This is a genomic window from Rhizobium sp. EC-SD404 (assembly GCF_902498825.1).
GTDB lineage: Bacteria > Pseudomonadota > Alphaproteobacteria > Rhizobiales > Rhizobiaceae > Georhizobium.
This window is the reverse complement of record NZ_LR701459.1, coordinates 1,609,159-1,623,844: the sequence shown is the minus strand read 5'-3', so window position 1 is coordinate 1,623,844 and position 14,686 is coordinate 1,609,159. Positions and strand designations below refer to the sequence as shown.

Genomic DNA, 14,686 nt, shown 5'->3' with positions numbered 1-14,686 from the left:
CGGCCGGCTCGGCATCAATGCTCGGGAATGGCTTTGAGATAAGCGGAGATCGCTTCCCGGTCTGAAGCCGGCAGCGTGGCGAGCCCGCGCTGGACGGCAACCATCGAGCCACCGACACTGTCGAAATCGGGCGTGAAGCCCGATTCGAAGAAGTAGGCGAGATCGTCCGCCGACCAATCCGCTACGCTTCCCGCCGGGGTGATGTTCGGGATGGTGCCCTGCCCGCTCGGATTGGGTGCACCCGCGAGCCATTGATCAGCTTCCAGTCCACCCAGCATGTCGCGCGGCGTGTGGCATTCACCGCAATGGCCGACAGCTTCCACAAGGTATTGGCCACGCCGCAGCACCATGTCGTTCGGATCGATCGACACATAGGCGCCATCCGGCATGTAGAGATATTTCCAGATTCCGATCGCGCGATTGACGTTGAACGGGAAGCTCACCTCATGGGGCGGCGCTTCGTTGTCGCTGGCCGGCAACGTCCGGAGGTAGCCCCAAAGGTCGTTGACGTCGCCGATGTCCATCATGGAATAGGATGCATAAGGGAAAGCGGGATAGTAGTTGCTGCCGTCGGGCGCCACGCCGCGCAGCATCGCATTGGCGAAATTCTCGAAGCTCCAGTCGCCGATACCTTCCGGACCGCTGGAAATGTTCGGAACGTGGAAAGTCCCGAAATCGCTTTCGATGGCATGCCCGCCTGTCAGAACGACAGCTGCGTCGTCTGCCTCGCTCTCTTCGGACGCCCCGTGACATGAGGCGCAGTTGCCTGCGTTGAAAATCAGCTCGCCATTGGCGAGATCCGGCTCGCCCAAGGCTTCGAACGCCGTCTCAGGCAGCCTGTCCGGCGCGGCAATGGCCCAGAGCGTCGTGCCCAGGGCTGCTGCCAGAATGACCAACGCGACCACGATGCGTGTCAGCATGCTCTTTCCACTTTCCTGTCCGTCGAGCCGGCACGAAGGCCGGCGCGACGGTGATGGTGCCGCCTTGTGCGGCGCTAGTCGTCAGATTGGCGGTAGTCTTCGTGGCATGCGCCGCACCCGCGCGTAAAGTCCTGGAAGGCTGGCTGGAACGAGGCAAGGTCAGCCGGAACCGCGGCGGCAAGTTCTGCGGCCTTGGTCGACATCTCTTCGGCGAGCCGCTCGAAATCGGCCTTGTTCTCCCAGATGGCCGGAAGCGCCTCGGTTTCGTAGCCCGGCTCCGAACCTTCGGGGAAGTAGTCGACGAAGAGCGCCGTGTTCTCCGAAATCGTCTGCAGCGCCGCTGCAACGGCTGCCGGATCATAGTCTGTCCGGCCTCGAACCATGTTGCCCATCACGCCCGTCGCGTCGCCGACTTCATCCATCAGGTCCTGACGAACTTCCTGTGGCACGCCGTCCTGCGACAGTGCGGGATGGATCAGGGCCGCCGAAATGGAAAGCAGTGCTGCTGCGATGGCTAATCTGGACTTCATCGTCGATCTCCGTTGCTTTTTGCGAGAACTGGCACGTGCGGCCGCGGTCTGCGTGACAACCGCATCTTGGTCATGGGGTTGTGACGACACAACAAAAACCCCGGCCTGTATGACCGGGGTTTGGATCACATAAGCGTGTGACCGGCGTGACTTCAGCCACGCGCGCCCTGATAAAGCTCGTCGACATATTCCCAATTCACGAGATTATCGACGAAGGCTTCGAGGTACTTCGGCCGCGCGTTGCGATAGTCGATGTAATAGGAATGCTCCCATACATCGACGCCGAGGATCGGCGTGGCGCCATGGACCAGCGGATTTTCGCCGTTCGGCGTCTTCATGATTTCCAGCTTGCCGTTCTTGACGGCAATCCATGCCCAGCCCGAGCCGAACTGGCCGGTGCCGGCAGCGATGAAGTCCTCACGGAACTTGTCGTAACCGCCGAGGTCGCTGTCGATCGCCTTCTGCAGATCGCCGGGCAGGCTCTTGCCGCCGCCATTCGGCTTCATCCAGTTCCAGAAGTGCTTGTGATTGTAGTGCTGGCCTGCATTGTTGAAGAGCGCCTGGTTCTTGCCGTAGGAACCCTTCACCACGTCTTCGAGGCTCTGACCTTCGAGGCCCGAGCCTTCAAGAAGCTTGTTGCCCGTCGTCACGTAAGCATTGTGATGCTTGTCGTGGTGATACTCGAGCGTCTCCTTCGACATGTAGGGCTGCAGCGCGTCGTAGGCATACGGCAGGTCCGGAAGTTCGAAAGCCATATCGCTCTCCTTTCGAATATAGAGATTTCTAAATTTCAGTCCCATCGCTACATAGGCGCCGGGGCTCGGACCGGCAACGGTGCCGCTCACCTATTTGTTCCTTGCGAGGGGCCTCGCTTGCTCGGCGTCAGACCGGAAAGTTGCGGGCCCAGTCGAGGTAAAGCGAGCGAAGCTTCGCCGCGATCGGGCCGGCCTGCATTTCGCGGTCCTCGACCCGGGTCACCGGCACCACCTTGGAATGATTGCCGGTCGAGAACACTTCGTCTGCATCGAGAAAGTCGGTGACGCGCAGGCTCTTCTCGACAACCTCCAAGCCCGCGTCGCGCAGCAGCTTGATCGCACGTGCGCGCGTGATGCCGCTGAGGAACGTGCCGTTGGGCGCCGGCGTAAAGACAACGCCGTCCTTCGCCATGAAGATGTTCGATGTCCCGGTCTCCGCGACATTGCCGAGCATGTCCAGGACGAGCGCGTTATCGAAGCCGCGCCGCTGCGCATCGAGGATCGCACGCGCATTGTTCGGATAGAGGCAGCCAGCCTTCGCATTGGTCGGCATCGTCTCGATGGTTGGGCGGCGGAAGGGCGATACGCCCACAGAAAAGCCGCTCGGCGCGATCATCGGCGATTCGTAGAGGCAGAGCGCGAAGCGCGTCGATTCCGCCTGGGCCGGCACGCCCATATAGCCGCCATGCTCGGCCCAATACATCGGCCGGATGTAGACGGCCGTCTTGCCATCGAACTTCTTGAGGCCGTCCTTGGCCAGCCCTTCGATGGCGGCTGCCTCTTCGGTCGGGATCATGCCCAGCGCACTCGCCGATGCGTTCACGCGCTGGCAATGCAGATCGAGATCCGGCGCGACGCCATCGAACCAGCGCGCACCGTCGAACACCGTCGATCCGAGCCACATGGCATGTGATCGCGGACCGATCAGAGGCGGATTGCCCTCGTGCCAGTCGCCGTCAACATAAGTCCAGGTGGTCGATTGTGCTCTCGTGTCTACGGTCATCGTCGGTATCTCCTCGCTGTACAGCCTGCTTAGCGCCGGGTCGCCGCTACGGCAACCGATGGCCAAAGCATGGTCTTGCATTCCATCGCCCGACGCCGCGTGATACCGCGTTTCGATAATCGTTTCGCACTCTCAAGAAGCGGTTGCAGGAGTTTTCGATGACCCATGCCGCCTATGTATTCGACGCCTATGGCACTCTGTTTGACGTGCACGCTACCGTTCGCCGCCATGCCACGGCCATAGGGCCTCAGGGTCCGGCACTCTCGCAGTTGTGGCGCGCCAAGCAGCTGGAGTATTCCTGGGTCCGCAGCCTGATGGGCGCCTACCGGGACTTCTGGCAATTGACGGAGGAAGCGCTCGACTTCGCCCTTGCCTCGATGCCGGACGTCGATCGTTCCGTGCGGGCCACCCTGCTCGACGCCTATTTCAAGCTCGATTGCTACCCGGAAGTGCCCGGTGTGCTGAAGGCACTCAAGGCACGCGGCGCAAAAGTTGCGATCCTCTCCAACGGGTCGCCGGCAATGCTCGAATCGGCCGTCCGCAATGCCGCGTTGAACGACATCATCGACGACATCTTTTCCGTCGATGCGCTGCGCATCTTTAAGACCGCACCCGAGGTCTACGAGCTCGTCACCACAAACTACCGGGCATATCCGGAGGCGATCTCGTTCCAATCGTCCAATCGATGGGACATCGCAGGCGCCGCAAAGTTCGGCTTTCGGCCGGTCTGGATCAATCGCAGCAAGGCACCGGACGAGTACGCTGATCTTGCGCCATCTTTGATCCTGCCCAGCCTTTCCGGGCTCTGATTGGCGTGGCAGACATCACATCGCAGTGAATGGGAGTGATGTCGCGTGCTGCTGTTACATTTGGGCAACATCTTGCCCGCACTCCGACACAATGCGGGAACAAATCGGTCGTCATGTCATTTCGATAACGTTTTCTAACAGCGGGACACATGATGCAAAATTCCAACTCAGTCCGTGAGCGACGAGACCCAAGCATACTCGCTCGCCGCGCCTTTCTCGGCGGAGGGGCGGCGTCCCTGCTCGCTTTGGGCGGCTGCACCACGGGCATGTCCACGGCCATGTTCAATGCCGAGACAAACCCCCTCTATCGTTCGCCGCTTGATCGCGGGGCAGGCATTCCGCCCAGCATGAGCCCCTTCGCGTCCATGTACGCGCCGATGCCGCAGGAGCAGTTCCCGCTTCCCGCCATTCCGGTCGAACAAATGGATCCGGTCTATCTGCGCCAGCTCGTCCAGGATCCGACCGGCGAGCGCCCGGGCACGATCGTCGTCGATACCAACAACCACTTCCTCTACCTGACGCGCGAGAACGGTGAAGCGATGCGCTACGGCGTCGGCCTTGGCCGCGAAGGCTTCGCCTGGCAGGGCCGTGCCGTCGTCCAGTACAAGCGCGCATGGCCGCGCTGGACACCGCCGGATGAGATGGTCGCCCGTCAGCCGGAACTTCAGCCCTACTCCATCGCCAATGGCGGCATGGATCCAGGCCTCGACAACCCGCTCGGCGCCCGCGCTCTCTACATCTTCCAGAACGGCGTCGATACGATCTACCGTATCCACGGGTCGCCGGAATGGTGGACGATCGGCAAGTCCGTGTCGTCCGGTTGCGTGCGCATGCTCAACCAGGACGTCATCGACCTGCACGATCGCGTGCCGAACGGAACGCCGATCCTCGTGACGGGCAACCTGCCCCGCATGGTGGCACCAACCGTCGCCTGAACGTTATCGCGATAGAATCGAAAGGCCGGGTCGAGCTCTGCTCCGCCCGGCCTTTGTCTTTTCAAAGACCGCGCTTGAGGCTGCCGAGGATTCCGCGCACCAGAGCGCGGCCGATCTGGTTCGCCGCCGTCCGCGCCACCGTCTTCACGACCGTTTCGGTCACTGTTTGCCGCTGGTAACCCGATCGCGGCGCAGCCCGTCGTCCCGATGTCTTTCGGCCACGGGTGTCGTAGTCATCGGCTTCGTTGTCGCCGAAGCCCGGCAAAGTCCAGCGTCGCGATTCTGGAACTTCGGTCTCGGCTTCGGCCTCCTTGCGCCGCCGCTCTTCTTCCGCCGCCGCCACCTGTGCCGCGCGCGCCGTCAGGATTTCATTGGCCGATTCACTGTCCAGATCGCGATCATAGAGCCCCGCGACCGGCGAAGCGGCCATCACTGCGCGCCGCTCGGCGTCGTCGATCGGTCCGAGCCGTGATGACGGCGGACGGATCAGCGTGCGCTCCACCATGGATGGCGCGCCTTTCGCTTCGAGCGTGGAGACCAGCGCTTCGCCGGTGCCCAGCTGGGTGATCGCCTCGAAACAATCGAACTCTGGGTTCTGTCGGAACGTCTCCGCTGCGACCTTTACGGCCTTTTGCTCGCGCGGCGTGTATGCGCGCAGCGCGTGCTGAATGCGGTTGCCGAGCTGCGCCAGAACCGTCTCCGGCACATCGAGCGGGTTCTGCGTCACGAAATAGACGCCGACGCCCTTTGAGCGGATCAAGCGAACGACCTGCTCGACCCGCTCCAGAAGCACGCGCGGCGCCTCGGAGAACAGAAGATGCGCCTCGTCGAAGAAGAAGACGAGCTTCGGCTTTTCCGGATCGCCCACTTCGGGCAGCTCCTCGAACAGTTCCGAGAGCAGCCACAGCAGGAATGTCGCGTAGAGCCTTGGGTTCATCATCAGCCGGTCGGCTGCGAGCACATTGACGATGCCGCGACCGTCTACGGTCGTGCGCATCAGATCTTCGATCCTGAGCGCGGGTTCTCCGAAGAACTGCTCGGCCCCCTGCTGTTCCAGAACCAGAAGTCCGCGCTGAATCGCGCCCACCGACTGCGGCGAGATATTGCCGTAAATCGCAGAAAGAGCGCTCGACTGCTCGCTCATATAGGTGAGCAGGCTTCGCAGATCCTTCAGATCCAGGATCGGCAAGCCATGCTCGTCGGCGATCTTGAAAGCGATGTTCAACACCCCTTCCTGCGCTTCCGACGCGTCCATCATACGCGACAGCAGCAGCGGACCCATCTCGGTCATGGTGGTGCGGACGCGGTGCCCCTTCTCGCCGAATAGATCCCAGAAGACCGTCGGTGTTGCCCGGTATTCGTAGGGAGCGAGACCGATCTTCTGCGCGCGTTCCTCCAGAAAATCCTTGCTCACGCCTGCCATGGCGAGGCCGGCCAAATCGCCCTTCACGTCGGAGCAGAATACGGGAACGCCCGCTTCGGAAAACGCTTCCGCCAAAATCTGCAGAGTAACTGTCTTGCCCGTTCCCGTCGCGCCGGTGATCAGACCGTGGCGATTGGCGAATTTGAGATCGAGATACTCGCCCTTCTTGTTGGCATCGCCGGGATCACGGCTGGTTCCGATAAACAGCTTTCCATTCTGCAGCATGTGGCCTTGTCATCCCCTCGAAGAACGCCTGTGATCGTATGTTGCGCAAAGCTGATCCATTTGCAAAAGCTGATTCAGACGGCGTCGCGCGAGACCTTGCGATTGCAAGGGAACGCCCATATGACGTTGACGTACACGTCATCCAAGGGAGAAGGAGCCAGAAGATGGACGAACTGATTTCCCGCATCACAGCCAATGTCGGCATCGACGATGCAACTGCCCGCAAGGCCGTCGGCCTCATCCTCGGTTTCCTGCAGCGCGAAGGCGCCGACGGCCCGGCGGCAAAGATGGTCGAAGGCATCCCCGGTGGCCCGGAAGCGGTCGCTGAGCATGGCGGCGAAGCCACCGGCGGTGGCGTCATGGGTCTCGGCCAGCAGTTGATGTCGGCCGGCCTCGGCATGGGCGAAATCTCCGGCGTCGCCCGCGAGACGGTGGCCTTCGCCAAGCAGCATGTGGGCGAAGAGACGGTCGATCAGGTCGTCGCCTCCATCCCCGGCCTCAGCCAGTTCGTCTGAGCCAAACGCCCAGATCACGGCAGGCTCAGGTCCGGGCATCGTCCACGACCTGAGCCTGAATTTTTATTGGGAAGGCCGCTCCGGCCGGCCTCTTGTTCTTCCGTCGCGTTGCACGGCCGTCGCCGGCCCCATATTGTCCGCCTCGCGCCGCAAATCGGTGGGAGACGCTTCGATGACGCCCGATATTTTCGAAACCATGGCCTTCGCCCCCTCGTCCGCCGACGATTGGCGCGCTCTCGTCAAGCGCGCGCTGAAGGAGCAAAGCTTCGATGATGCACTCGTCAGCCGAACCGACGACGGCATCGCATTCGGCCCGATCGCGGGTCGTGTCCACGAAGCTTTACTGAGAATCCGTTCGCATCCAGCTCAGCCCTGGACGATTTCCCAGAGGCTCGACGATCCTGATCTGTCGCGGGCCGAATTGCAGATTGAGGCGGATGTCGGCGGTGGCGCCACGGGGTTGTCGATATCCTTGATGGGCGCCGCATCGGCCTATGGGTTCGGCGTCGATGTCGAGCAGCTCTCCAGGCATCTGGCGACGATCCGCGGTGTTCAGGAAATTCGTTTCGATGCACCGGCCAAGGATCTGGGCACGCTTCTGGAAGCGATCGAGAAGAGGCCCGAAGACGACGTCGCCCATGTCGATCTCGGCATTTCTCCGCTCGCTGAGCATGCGCCCGATCTGATTGCGCGGGCGTTCGATCTGGATCTCGATGGAACGGTCATGCGCGCCGACGGCTCAATCGCCCACAATGCGGGAGCGAGTGAGGCCCAGGAGCTAGGGTTCTCGCTGGCTGCAGCCGTCGAGGCACTGCGCATGGCGGAGCAGATCGGAATCGACGCTGACTCGGCGCTTGCCGCCACCGAATTCGTGCTTTCGGCCGACCAGAACCAATTCCTGTCCATCGCCAAATTCAGGGCGCTTCGCATCCTCCATGCGCGGTTGATGGAAGTGCTTGGCATCGAAGAGCCGTTCGGCGCGCATCTCCACGCCGAAACGTCGTACCGCATGCTTGCGCGGCGCGACCCTGAAACCAACATTCTGCGCAACACGATCGCAGTCTTTGCCGCAGGCATCGGCGGCGCGGATTCGGTGTCCGTTCTTCCCCACACGCTCGCGCTCGGCCTTCCCGATCGCTTCGCCCGCCGCATCGCACGCAACACCCAATCCGTTTTGATCGATGAGGGCCACCTCGCCCATGTGCTCGACCCCGGCGCAGGCTCCGGCGGGATCGAGCATCTCACCGGTGAACTCGCCGAAATGGGCTGGCAGGTCTTCCAACAGATCGAAGGCGAAGGCGGGTTGGCGCAAAGCATTACGCGCGGCCTCGTCACCGCGCGCATCGATGAGAAGCGACGCGTACGTCACGAAACACTGGTCGCCGGAGATCGGACGATCATCGGTACGACACGGTTTATGCCAACCCGCGATAGACCCATGAACGTATCGATGGAGCGTGATCCTTCCACCATGGAACGCGGTGCCCTGTCACCGGTTCGGCTCGACGAGACGCTGGAAGCTGGAGAAGCCGCATGAGCAAGCTCCCCGACTTCGCGAATATCGGCTGGCAGTCGCCCGCCATCGAGATTCCAACCGCTGCAGCCGGCGAGTGGCAGACGCCGGAAGGGATCGCAGTTCGGCAGACCTACGGCGCCGCCGATCTGGATGGGTTGCCCAATCTCGATAGCCATCCCGGCATCGCCCCCTTCATCCGGGGACCCTATCCAACCATGTATGTCCAGAAGCCCTGGACGATCCGCCAGTATGCCGGGTTCTCGACTGCCGAGGAATCCAACGCCTTCTACCGCCGCAACCTCTCTGCCGGTCAGAAAGGCCTGTCGATCGCCTTCGATCTCGCCACCCATCGTGGCTATGACAGCGACCATCCGCGCGTTGCCGGCGATGTCGGCATGGCCGGTGTCGCAATCGATTCCATTCTTGACATGCAGCAGCTCTTCGACGGCATCCCGCTGGACGAGATGACCGTATCGATGACCATGAACGGCGCGGTGCTGCCGATCATGGCGCTCTACATCGTTGCGGGTGAAGAACAGGGCGTGCCTCCCGAGAAGCTCGCCGGGACCATTCAGAACGACATTCTGAAGGAGTTCATGGTCCGCAACACCTACATTTACCCGCCGCAGCCCTCGATGCGGATCGTCTCGGACATCTTCGCCTACACCGCGGCGAAGATGCCAAAGTTCAATTCGATCTCTATTTCCGGCTACCATATGCAGGAGGCCGGCGCGACGGCCGACCTGGAGCTCGCCTATACGATCGCCGACGGCATCGAATACGCCCGAGCCGGTGTAGCAAGCGGCCAGGACATCGACGCCTTCGCGCCTCGCCTCTCCTTCTTCTGGGCGATTGGCATGAACTTCTTCATGGAAGTGGCGAAGCTGCGCGCTGCCCGCCTGCTCTGGGCGACGTTGATGAAGAAGAACTTCGATCCCAAAGATCAACGCTCGTTGGCGCTGCGCACCCACAGCCAGACCTCCGGCTGGTCGCTGACGGCCCAGGATCCCATGAACAACGTGATGCGGACGATGCTGGAGGCGATGGCGGCGACGCAGGGCCATACCCAGTCGCTTCACACCAATTCCTTTGACGAGGCGCTGGCGCTACCGACCGATCATTCCGCGCGGATCGCCCGCAACACGCAGCTCATTCTCCAGGCGGAGTCAGGCACGACGAAACTGATCGATCCATGGGGCGGCTCCTTCTATGTCGAGCGGCTGACGCACGACCTCGCCGCCCGCGCGCTCACGCATATCGAAGAGGTGGAAAGCCTCGGCGGCATGGCCAAGGCGATCGAACAGGGCATCCCGAAGCTCCGGATCGAGGAGGCCGCCGCCCGAACCCAGGCCCGAATCGACAGCGGCCAGCAGGCCGTCATCGGCGTCAACGCCTACCGGGCGTCGGAAGAAATCGAAGTCGACGTGCTCAAGGTCGACAATGCCGAAGTGCGCGCCCGCCAACTGTCCAAGCTGCAGCAATTGAAGGGCACGCGTGACGTCGGGTCCGTTGAAACGGCGCTCGACCGGCTCACCGAAGCGGCACGCTCAGGTGATGGCAACTTGCTGGCATTCTCCGTGGAAGCAGCGCGCGCTCGGGCCACCGTGGGCGAGATTTCCTTGGCTCTCGAAAAAGCATTCGGCCGTCACGTAGCGGAGGTTCGCACCATCTCAGGCGTCTACCGCAAGGAAATGGGCGGCGAGAACCCTGCCTTCGAAGAAGCTGTCCGGGCAGTCGAAGCATTTCAACGCGAAATAGGCGTGAAGCCGCGGATCCTCGTCGCGAAAATGGGACAGGACGGCCACGATCGCGGACAAAAGGTCATTGCCACGGCCTTTGTCGATCTCGGCTTCGACGTCGTCGTGGGTGCCATGTTCCAGACGCCGGAAGAGGTCGCCGACCTCGCGCTCGCGGAAGGCGCGCACATCGTCGGCGCCTCCTCGCTCGCCGCTGGTCACCTCACTCTGGTTCCTGAGCTTAAGGCCGCCTTGGACAAACGTGGCGGCGACGGCGTGCTGATCGCGGTTGGAGGCGTCATCCCGCCAGACGATTTCGAGGCGCTGCGTCGCGCGGGCGCCGACGCGATTTTCCCGCCAGGCACGGTGATCGCCGAAGCTGCGATCGAATTGATCGCAGCGATCCGAAGCAGGCCGCAAGCGGCTTGATCTTGACCGACAGCCCCCTAAGTTATAACTTCAGTTATCACATTGGAGGTCGCCATGAACGTTCAGGTACGTCGCATCGGGAATTCCGAAGGCATCATCCTGCCGAAGGAGGTGCTTGAGCGCCATGGCTTGAAGTCCGGCGACACGCTCGAGCTGCGCGAAGAGAACGGCGGGCTCAAGCTTGTTCCTCAACCGAGCGCCGAAGAATTCGCTCGCCGTATGGAAATCGCCAAGCAGCGGATGAAGAAGTATGAGGTTGCTCTTCGTGAACTGGCTAAATGACGATCTTTCATGACGTAGATTTCGTCATCGACATTCATCATGAGCAATTAAAACTGCATGGCGGTGCGGTTGGGACTCGTGATCCCGGCATGCTGGAGTCTGCCATTGCACGGCCGCTGCAAAAGGCTGCTTATGGAGATCCAGATCTCTGTCAGCTTGCTGCCGCATATCTCTACGGTATCGTCCGCAATCATCCGTTCGTCGACGGCAACAAGCGGACTGGATTTGTGGCCGCCGACGTATTTCTTGCGCTCAATGGTCTCAGTTTGGAGGCGCCGCAGGAAGACGTGGTCGCCTTCGTCCTAGGCGTAGCAGCAGGCGAAATCGATGAGGACGGCGCAACGCGGTTCTTTCGCGATCACGTCGTCCCCATTGCCGATTAACAGCTAGAGCCCGCCATCCTCAAACAAGATGGCGGGCGCAATTGGATCGTCAGGCGTTAGGCGGCCTTCTCCATAGCCGCCGGATTGGCGACCTTGTCGGCCAGCGTCGTCAGGTCCTCGTCTGTCTTGCCTTCCTGCTGCAGCGTCTCGTCGAGCAGCTTGGCGGCATCCTTCATGCCGAGCGTTTCGGCCCAGCGCTTCAGCGTGCCGTAACGCGCGATCTCGTAGTGCTCGACAGCCTGCGCCGCCGAAATCAGACCCGCATCGATGGCTACGGTGCCCTTGAATTCGTCCATGATCTCTTCGCCTTCGGCGATGATCCCTTCGATCGCGTCGCAGGTCTTGCCCTGCGGGCGCTTGCCAAGAAGCTCGAATACCTGCTGCAGGCGTTCGATCTGACCTTCGGTTTCTTCGCGATGCTTTTCGAATGCTGCCTTCAGCTCTTCCGACTGGGCCGCACGCTTCATTTTCGGCAGCGCTTTCAGGATTTTGCGCTCGGCGTAATAGATGTCCTTGAGCGTGTCGTGGAAGAGATCCTGCAGAGTCTTTTCTTTGGCCATAGGGGGCGATCCTTCTAAAGGTTGTGTCGCCGATTATCGGCGGCAGGCCCATCCAAGCTTCAATCGCGTCCGATGTTCCTCCCGCCCAGAAAATCTCTCTGCGCCTGCCTCGCGCCCCTGTCCCATAAGGACACAAAAACAACTGGCACGCCGCTTGCTGAGCTGAGAGCAGCAAGAAAGGCGTAACCATGATGAGACGGCGAGCGGCGATCCGGGCGGTGTTGGCCTCGGCAGCCGCGTGCACGGTTTCCGTATCGGTGCCGGCGCGCGCCGGCCAGCTTTTCGCGCAGGTCGATCTTCGGGGGGCGATCGACGCGCAGTCTGGCGGCCTGCGTGCCGGCACCGATGTGGATCAGGGCGCGCTGCTGAACAGGCTGCTCGCCGAAGCCGCGCCCGAGGGAAAACCGGTCTTCCTGCCGCCCGGCGTCTACCGCGTCTCAAACATCACTTTGCCCGCCGGCGCTCGCCTGATCGGCGTGCCCGGCGCGTCGCGCCTCGTCTACACGGGCGAAGGCTCGTTTCTTAACGCCGAGAACGCCGAAACGGTGTCGCTGAAGGGCATCGTCGTCGATGGCGCCAACAGCTGGCTCGACACCTGGGCAACCGGCAGCCTCGTGGCGCGCAACGTCATGCGGCTCGATCTCGACGAATGCGAATTCATCGGAAGTCAGCGTCACGCAGTGGCGCTGGAAGGTTGTGGCGGCGGCATAAGACGCACACGCATCTCCGGTGCGGCAGGCGTCGGCATCTACGCCGTGCAGTCCACCGGCCTCACCGTGACCGACAACCACGTCTTCGATTGCGCCAATGGCGGCATCCTCGTCCACCGCTGGGAGGATGGCGCGGACAATTCGATCGTCACCGGCAATCGCATCGAGCGCATCGGCGCCGCGGATGGCGGAACGGGCCAGAACGGCAACGGCATCAACGTCTTCCGCGCGGCGAATGTCATGATCGCCAACAACAACGTGTCCGACTGCGCGTTCTCGGCGATCCGCTCCAACTCCGGCTCGAATGTCCAGATCGTCGGCAACCAGTGCCTGCGGTCAGGCGAAACGGCGCTCTACACGGAATTCTCCTTCGAAGGTGCCGTCATCGCCTCGAACCTCATCGACGGTGGGGCAAACGGCATCTCGGTCGCGAACTTCAACGAAGGCGGCCGGCTTGCAACCGTCGCCAACAACATCGTGCGCAACATCGTGGCGCCCGATCCTTACGAACCGATCGGCCCCGGCTTCGGCTGGGGGATCGCCATCGAAGCCGACACGGCAGTGACCGGCAATTCGATCGAGAATGTCTCGAAATGGGGCATTCTCATGGGCTGGGGGCCCTTCCTCCGCAACGTATCCGTGACCGGCAACATTGTGCGTGCTGTACCGGTCGGCGTTGCGGTCACAGTCGTAGAAGAAGCGCAGCAGGCGCTCATTTCCGGCAACGTGATCGAAGGTACTCCGGAGGGCGCGGTCGTCGGCTTCCGCTGGGGGGAGCCGGCGACCGCCGACCTCACCTCGGGCGAAGACATGCCGGCGCACCTGACGGTGGAACGCAATCGCGTCATCTAGCGCGCGTGGAGAGCGACTGGCTTTAGCGCGTCAAAGCGTCGGTCGCTCTTATCTTGCCGACCTCGGTGCCGTTCCAATTCCGCAGGGTCTTGTTGGCCAGAGCATCGAGCGCGGCGTAGGCTGGATCTTCGGATCCCATCAGCCGTGCAAGCAGACCGGCGATCATGGCTTCGGACGCACGCGTGCCGCCATCGTCGCATTTCAGCGCAATGCCGAGCCCCTGCTCGGGCAGCACCGCGCAGAACACGCCCTCCGCGCCGGTCTTGGCGAATATCCGGCCGGGCGCCGCCTGCATCAGGTTCAGACAGGCACGCTTCGATCCCGACATGTAGAATGGCTCGGCCATGCAGCCGTCGATCAGCCGCCGCGCAGCCTTGGCGCGCTCCGCCTCGAGGCCCCGCCCTGTGAGCATTCTGGAAAAGCCGTCCGCCAACCTGTCCAACGGCACGGCATAGGTCGGAATGGCACAGCCATCCGTGCCGCAATTGTCCGTTCCAAGCTGCGTGCCCGTCAGCGCTTCCATGACGCCGCGAATTTCGCGCTGAATGGGATGGTCGTAACTGACGTATCCTTCTGTCGGGATCTCGGCGTGCACCGATGTCGCGATAAAGCCCGCATGCTTGCCGGAGCAGTTGTTGTGCAGAACGGTCGGCGCCTTGCCGCTCTTTGCGAGTTCGATCAGCACATGTTGATCGAACGGCCAGTGGCAGCCGCATTCGAGCACGTCCGCTTCGCGACCTGCACGCCGCAGCATGCTCGCCGCCAGCGCCACATGCTCCGCCTCGCCCGAATGGGACGCGCAAGCGAGCGACAGTTCCGCGTCGCCGAAGCCGAAAGCATCGGCAGCGCCGCTTTCGATCAACGGCAACGCCTGCATCGTCTTGACTGCGGATCGCGGAAACACCGGGCGCTCGACATCGCCGATCCCCAGCACCATCTTCCCTTCTGCGTCGACGACGGCGACAGCGCCCCGGTGACGGCTCTCGACCAGCGCGCCGCGCGTCACTTCGACCAGAACGGGATTTGACATGAATTCGCCTCAAGCTCTTGTTGGATGGGCGAACTGATAGGGGTTGGCTCGAAGCGATGCAACATGGACCTAA

The 14,686-nt window shown here is 62.1% G+C and carries 15 protein-coding genes; 8 read left to right on the top strand and 7 right to left on the bottom strand.

What is annotated here, in order from left to right:
* Positions 1–14 precede the first annotated feature (14 nt).
* The 4 genes from GC125_RS08595 to GC125_RS08580 form a co-directional block, all read right to left on the bottom strand.
* Positions 15–920 carry a c-type cytochrome gene (locus GC125_RS08595; protein ID WP_151985306.1) on the bottom strand — a complete coding sequence of 302 codons (906 nt, stop codon included), beginning with the start codon at positions 918–920 and terminating at the stop codon, positions 15–17.
* A gap of 74 nt (positions 921–994) precedes the next feature.
* Positions 995–1,450 (bottom strand): c-type cytochrome, encoded by a 456-nt coding sequence (locus tag GC125_RS08590; protein WP_151985305.1) that lies wholly within the window; start codon positions 1,448–1,450, stop codon positions 995–997.
* Between the two features lie 152 nt (positions 1,451–1,602).
* The gene (locus GC125_RS08585) at positions 1,603–2,205 is read right to left on the bottom strand and encodes a superoxide dismutase (RefSeq protein ID WP_151987704.1); all 603 of its coding nucleotides are present in this window, start codon (positions 2,203–2,205) and stop codon (positions 1,603–1,605) included.
* A 127-nt stretch (positions 2,206–2,332) separates the two neighbouring features.
* Positions 2,333–3,208, bottom strand: coding sequence for a branched-chain amino acid aminotransferase (locus tag GC125_RS08580; protein ID WP_151985304.1), 876 nt, complete (start codon positions 3,206–3,208; stop codon positions 2,333–2,335).
* Between the two features lie 158 nt (positions 3,209–3,366).
* Between GC125_RS08580 and GC125_RS08575 the strand changes: the two genes are divergently transcribed.
* Together GC125_RS08575 and GC125_RS08570 are read left to right on the top strand one after the other, a co-directional pair.
* Positions 3,367–4,017 carry a haloacid dehalogenase type II gene (locus GC125_RS08575; protein ID WP_151985303.1) on the top strand — a complete coding sequence of 217 codons (651 nt, stop codon included), beginning with the start codon at positions 3,367–3,369 and terminating at the stop codon, positions 4,015–4,017.
* A gap of 266 nt (positions 4,018–4,283) precedes the next feature.
* Entirely contained in the window at positions 4,284–4,952 is a 669-nt protein-coding gene (locus GC125_RS08570) for a L,D-transpeptidase (protein ID WP_286165429.1), read from the top strand.
* A gap of 61 nt (positions 4,953–5,013) precedes the next feature.
* Here GC125_RS08570 and GC125_RS08565 read toward each other — a convergent pair whose 3' ends face one another.
* Positions 5,014–6,600 carry a helicase HerA-like C-terminal domain-containing protein gene (locus GC125_RS08565; RefSeq protein ID WP_151985302.1) on the bottom strand — a complete coding sequence of 529 codons (1,587 nt, stop codon included), beginning with the start codon at positions 6,598–6,600 and terminating at the stop codon, positions 5,014–5,016.
* A gap of 164 nt (positions 6,601–6,764) precedes the next feature.
* Here GC125_RS08565 and GC125_RS08560 point away from each other — a divergent pair, with 164 nt between their 5' ends.
* The 5 genes from GC125_RS08560 (at position 6,765) to GC125_RS08540 (ending at position 11,461) form a co-directional block, all read left to right on the top strand.
* Positions 6,765–7,115, top strand: coding sequence for a hypothetical protein (locus GC125_RS08560; protein WP_126011030.1), 351 nt, complete (start codon positions 6,765–6,767; stop codon positions 7,113–7,115).
* 172 nt (positions 7,116–7,287) lie between these two features.
* Positions 7,288–8,652: a methylmalonyl-CoA mutase family protein gene (locus GC125_RS08555; RefSeq protein ID WP_199864516.1), complete on the top strand. Its 1,365-nt coding sequence runs from the start codon at positions 7,288–7,290 to the stop codon at positions 8,650–8,652.
* Positions 8,649–10,796 carry a methylmalonyl-CoA mutase gene (gene scpA, locus GC125_RS08550; RefSeq protein WP_151985300.1) on the top strand — a complete coding sequence of 716 codons (2,148 nt, stop codon included), beginning with the start codon at positions 8,649–8,651 and terminating at the stop codon, positions 10,794–10,796. The genes GC125_RS08555 and scpA overlap by 4 nt, the downstream gene beginning before the upstream one ends.
* A 54-nt stretch (positions 10,797–10,850) precedes the next feature.
* A complete protein-coding gene (locus GC125_RS08545) occupies positions 10,851–11,078 on the top strand; it encodes an AbrB/MazE/SpoVT family DNA-binding domain-containing protein (protein WP_151985299.1) in 228 nt (75 codons plus the stop codon).
* Positions 11,075–11,461 carry a type II toxin-antitoxin system death-on-curing family toxin gene (locus GC125_RS08540; protein ID WP_151985298.1) on the top strand — a complete coding sequence of 129 codons (387 nt, stop codon included), beginning with the start codon at positions 11,075–11,077 and terminating at the stop codon, positions 11,459–11,461. Before GC125_RS08545 ends, GC125_RS08540 begins: the two co-directional genes overlap by 4 nt.
* A gap of 56 nt (positions 11,462–11,517) precedes the next feature.
* Here the strand turns inward: GC125_RS08540 and GC125_RS08535 are convergent, their stop codons facing one another.
* Complete coding sequence (locus tag GC125_RS08535) at positions 11,518–12,021, bottom strand: YciE/YciF ferroxidase family protein (RefSeq protein WP_126011035.1); 504 nt, start codon at positions 12,019–12,021, stop codon at positions 11,518–11,520.
* A gap of 188 nt (positions 12,022–12,209) precedes the next feature.
* On the opposite strand from GC125_RS08535, the gene GC125_RS08530 reads away from it, so the two are divergent.
* The gene (locus tag GC125_RS08530; protein WP_151985297.1) at positions 12,210–13,583 is read left to right on the top strand and encodes a TIGR03808 family TAT-translocated repetitive protein; all 1,374 of its coding nucleotides are present in this window, start codon (positions 12,210–12,212) and stop codon (positions 13,581–13,583) included.
* A gap of 22 nt (positions 13,584–13,605) precedes the next feature.
* Here the strand turns inward: GC125_RS08530 and GC125_RS08525 are convergent, their stop codons facing one another.
* On the bottom strand, positions 13,606–14,613 hold the full coding sequence (locus GC125_RS08525) for an asparaginase (protein ID WP_151985296.1): 1,008 nt from the start codon (positions 14,611–14,613) through the stop codon (positions 13,606–13,608).
* Positions 14,614–14,686 lie beyond the last annotated feature (73 nt).

Excerpts from the sequence above, each read along its gene's own strand:
- GC125_RS08595 (WP_151985306.1), bottom strand. The coding sequence starts at position 920 with ATGCTGACACGCATCGTGGTCGCGTTGGTCATTCTGGCAGCAGCCCTG.
- GC125_RS08590 (WP_151985305.1), bottom strand. The coding sequence starts at position 1,450 with ATGAAGTCCAGATTAGCCATCGCAGCAGCACTGCTTTCCATTTCGGCG.
- GC125_RS08585 (WP_151987704.1), bottom strand. The coding sequence starts at position 2,205 with ATGGCTTTCGAACTTCCGGACCTGCCGTATGCCTACGACGCGCTGCAG.
- GC125_RS08580 (WP_151985304.1), bottom strand. The coding sequence starts at position 3,208 with ATGACCGTAGACACGAGAGCACAATCGACCACCTGGACTTATGTTGAC.
- GC125_RS08575 (WP_151985303.1), top strand. The coding sequence starts at position 3,367 with ATGACCCATGCCGCCTATGTATTCGACGCCTATGGCACTCTGTTTGAC.
- GC125_RS08570 (WP_286165429.1), top strand. The coding sequence starts at position 4,284 with ATGTCCACGGCCATGTTCAATGCCGAGACAAACCCCCTCTATCGTTCG.
- GC125_RS08565 (WP_151985302.1), bottom strand. The coding sequence starts at position 6,600 with ATGCTGCAGAATGGAAAGCTGTTTATCGGAACCAGCCGTGATCCCGGC.
- GC125_RS08560 (WP_126011030.1), top strand. The coding sequence starts at position 6,765 with ATGGACGAACTGATTTCCCGCATCACAGCCAATGTCGGCATCGACGAT.
- GC125_RS08555 (WP_199864516.1), top strand. The coding sequence starts at position 7,288 with ATGACGCCCGATATTTTCGAAACCATGGCCTTCGCCCCCTCGTCCGCC.
- scpA (WP_151985300.1), top strand. The coding sequence starts at position 8,649 with ATGAGCAAGCTCCCCGACTTCGCGAATATCGGCTGGCAGTCGCCCGCC.
- GC125_RS08545 (WP_151985299.1), top strand. The coding sequence starts at position 10,851 with ATGAACGTTCAGGTACGTCGCATCGGGAATTCCGAAGGCATCATCCTG.
- GC125_RS08540 (WP_151985298.1), top strand. The coding sequence starts at position 11,075 with ATGACGATCTTTCATGACGTAGATTTCGTCATCGACATTCATCATGAG.
- GC125_RS08535 (WP_126011035.1), bottom strand. The coding sequence starts at position 12,021 with ATGGCCAAAGAAAAGACTCTGCAGGATCTCTTCCACGACACGCTCAAG.
- GC125_RS08530 (WP_151985297.1), top strand. The coding sequence starts at position 12,210 with ATGATGAGACGGCGAGCGGCGATCCGGGCGGTGTTGGCCTCGGCAGCC.
- GC125_RS08525 (WP_151985296.1), bottom strand. The coding sequence starts at position 14,613 with ATGTCAAATCCCGTTCTGGTCGAAGTGACGCGCGGCGCGCTGGTCGAG.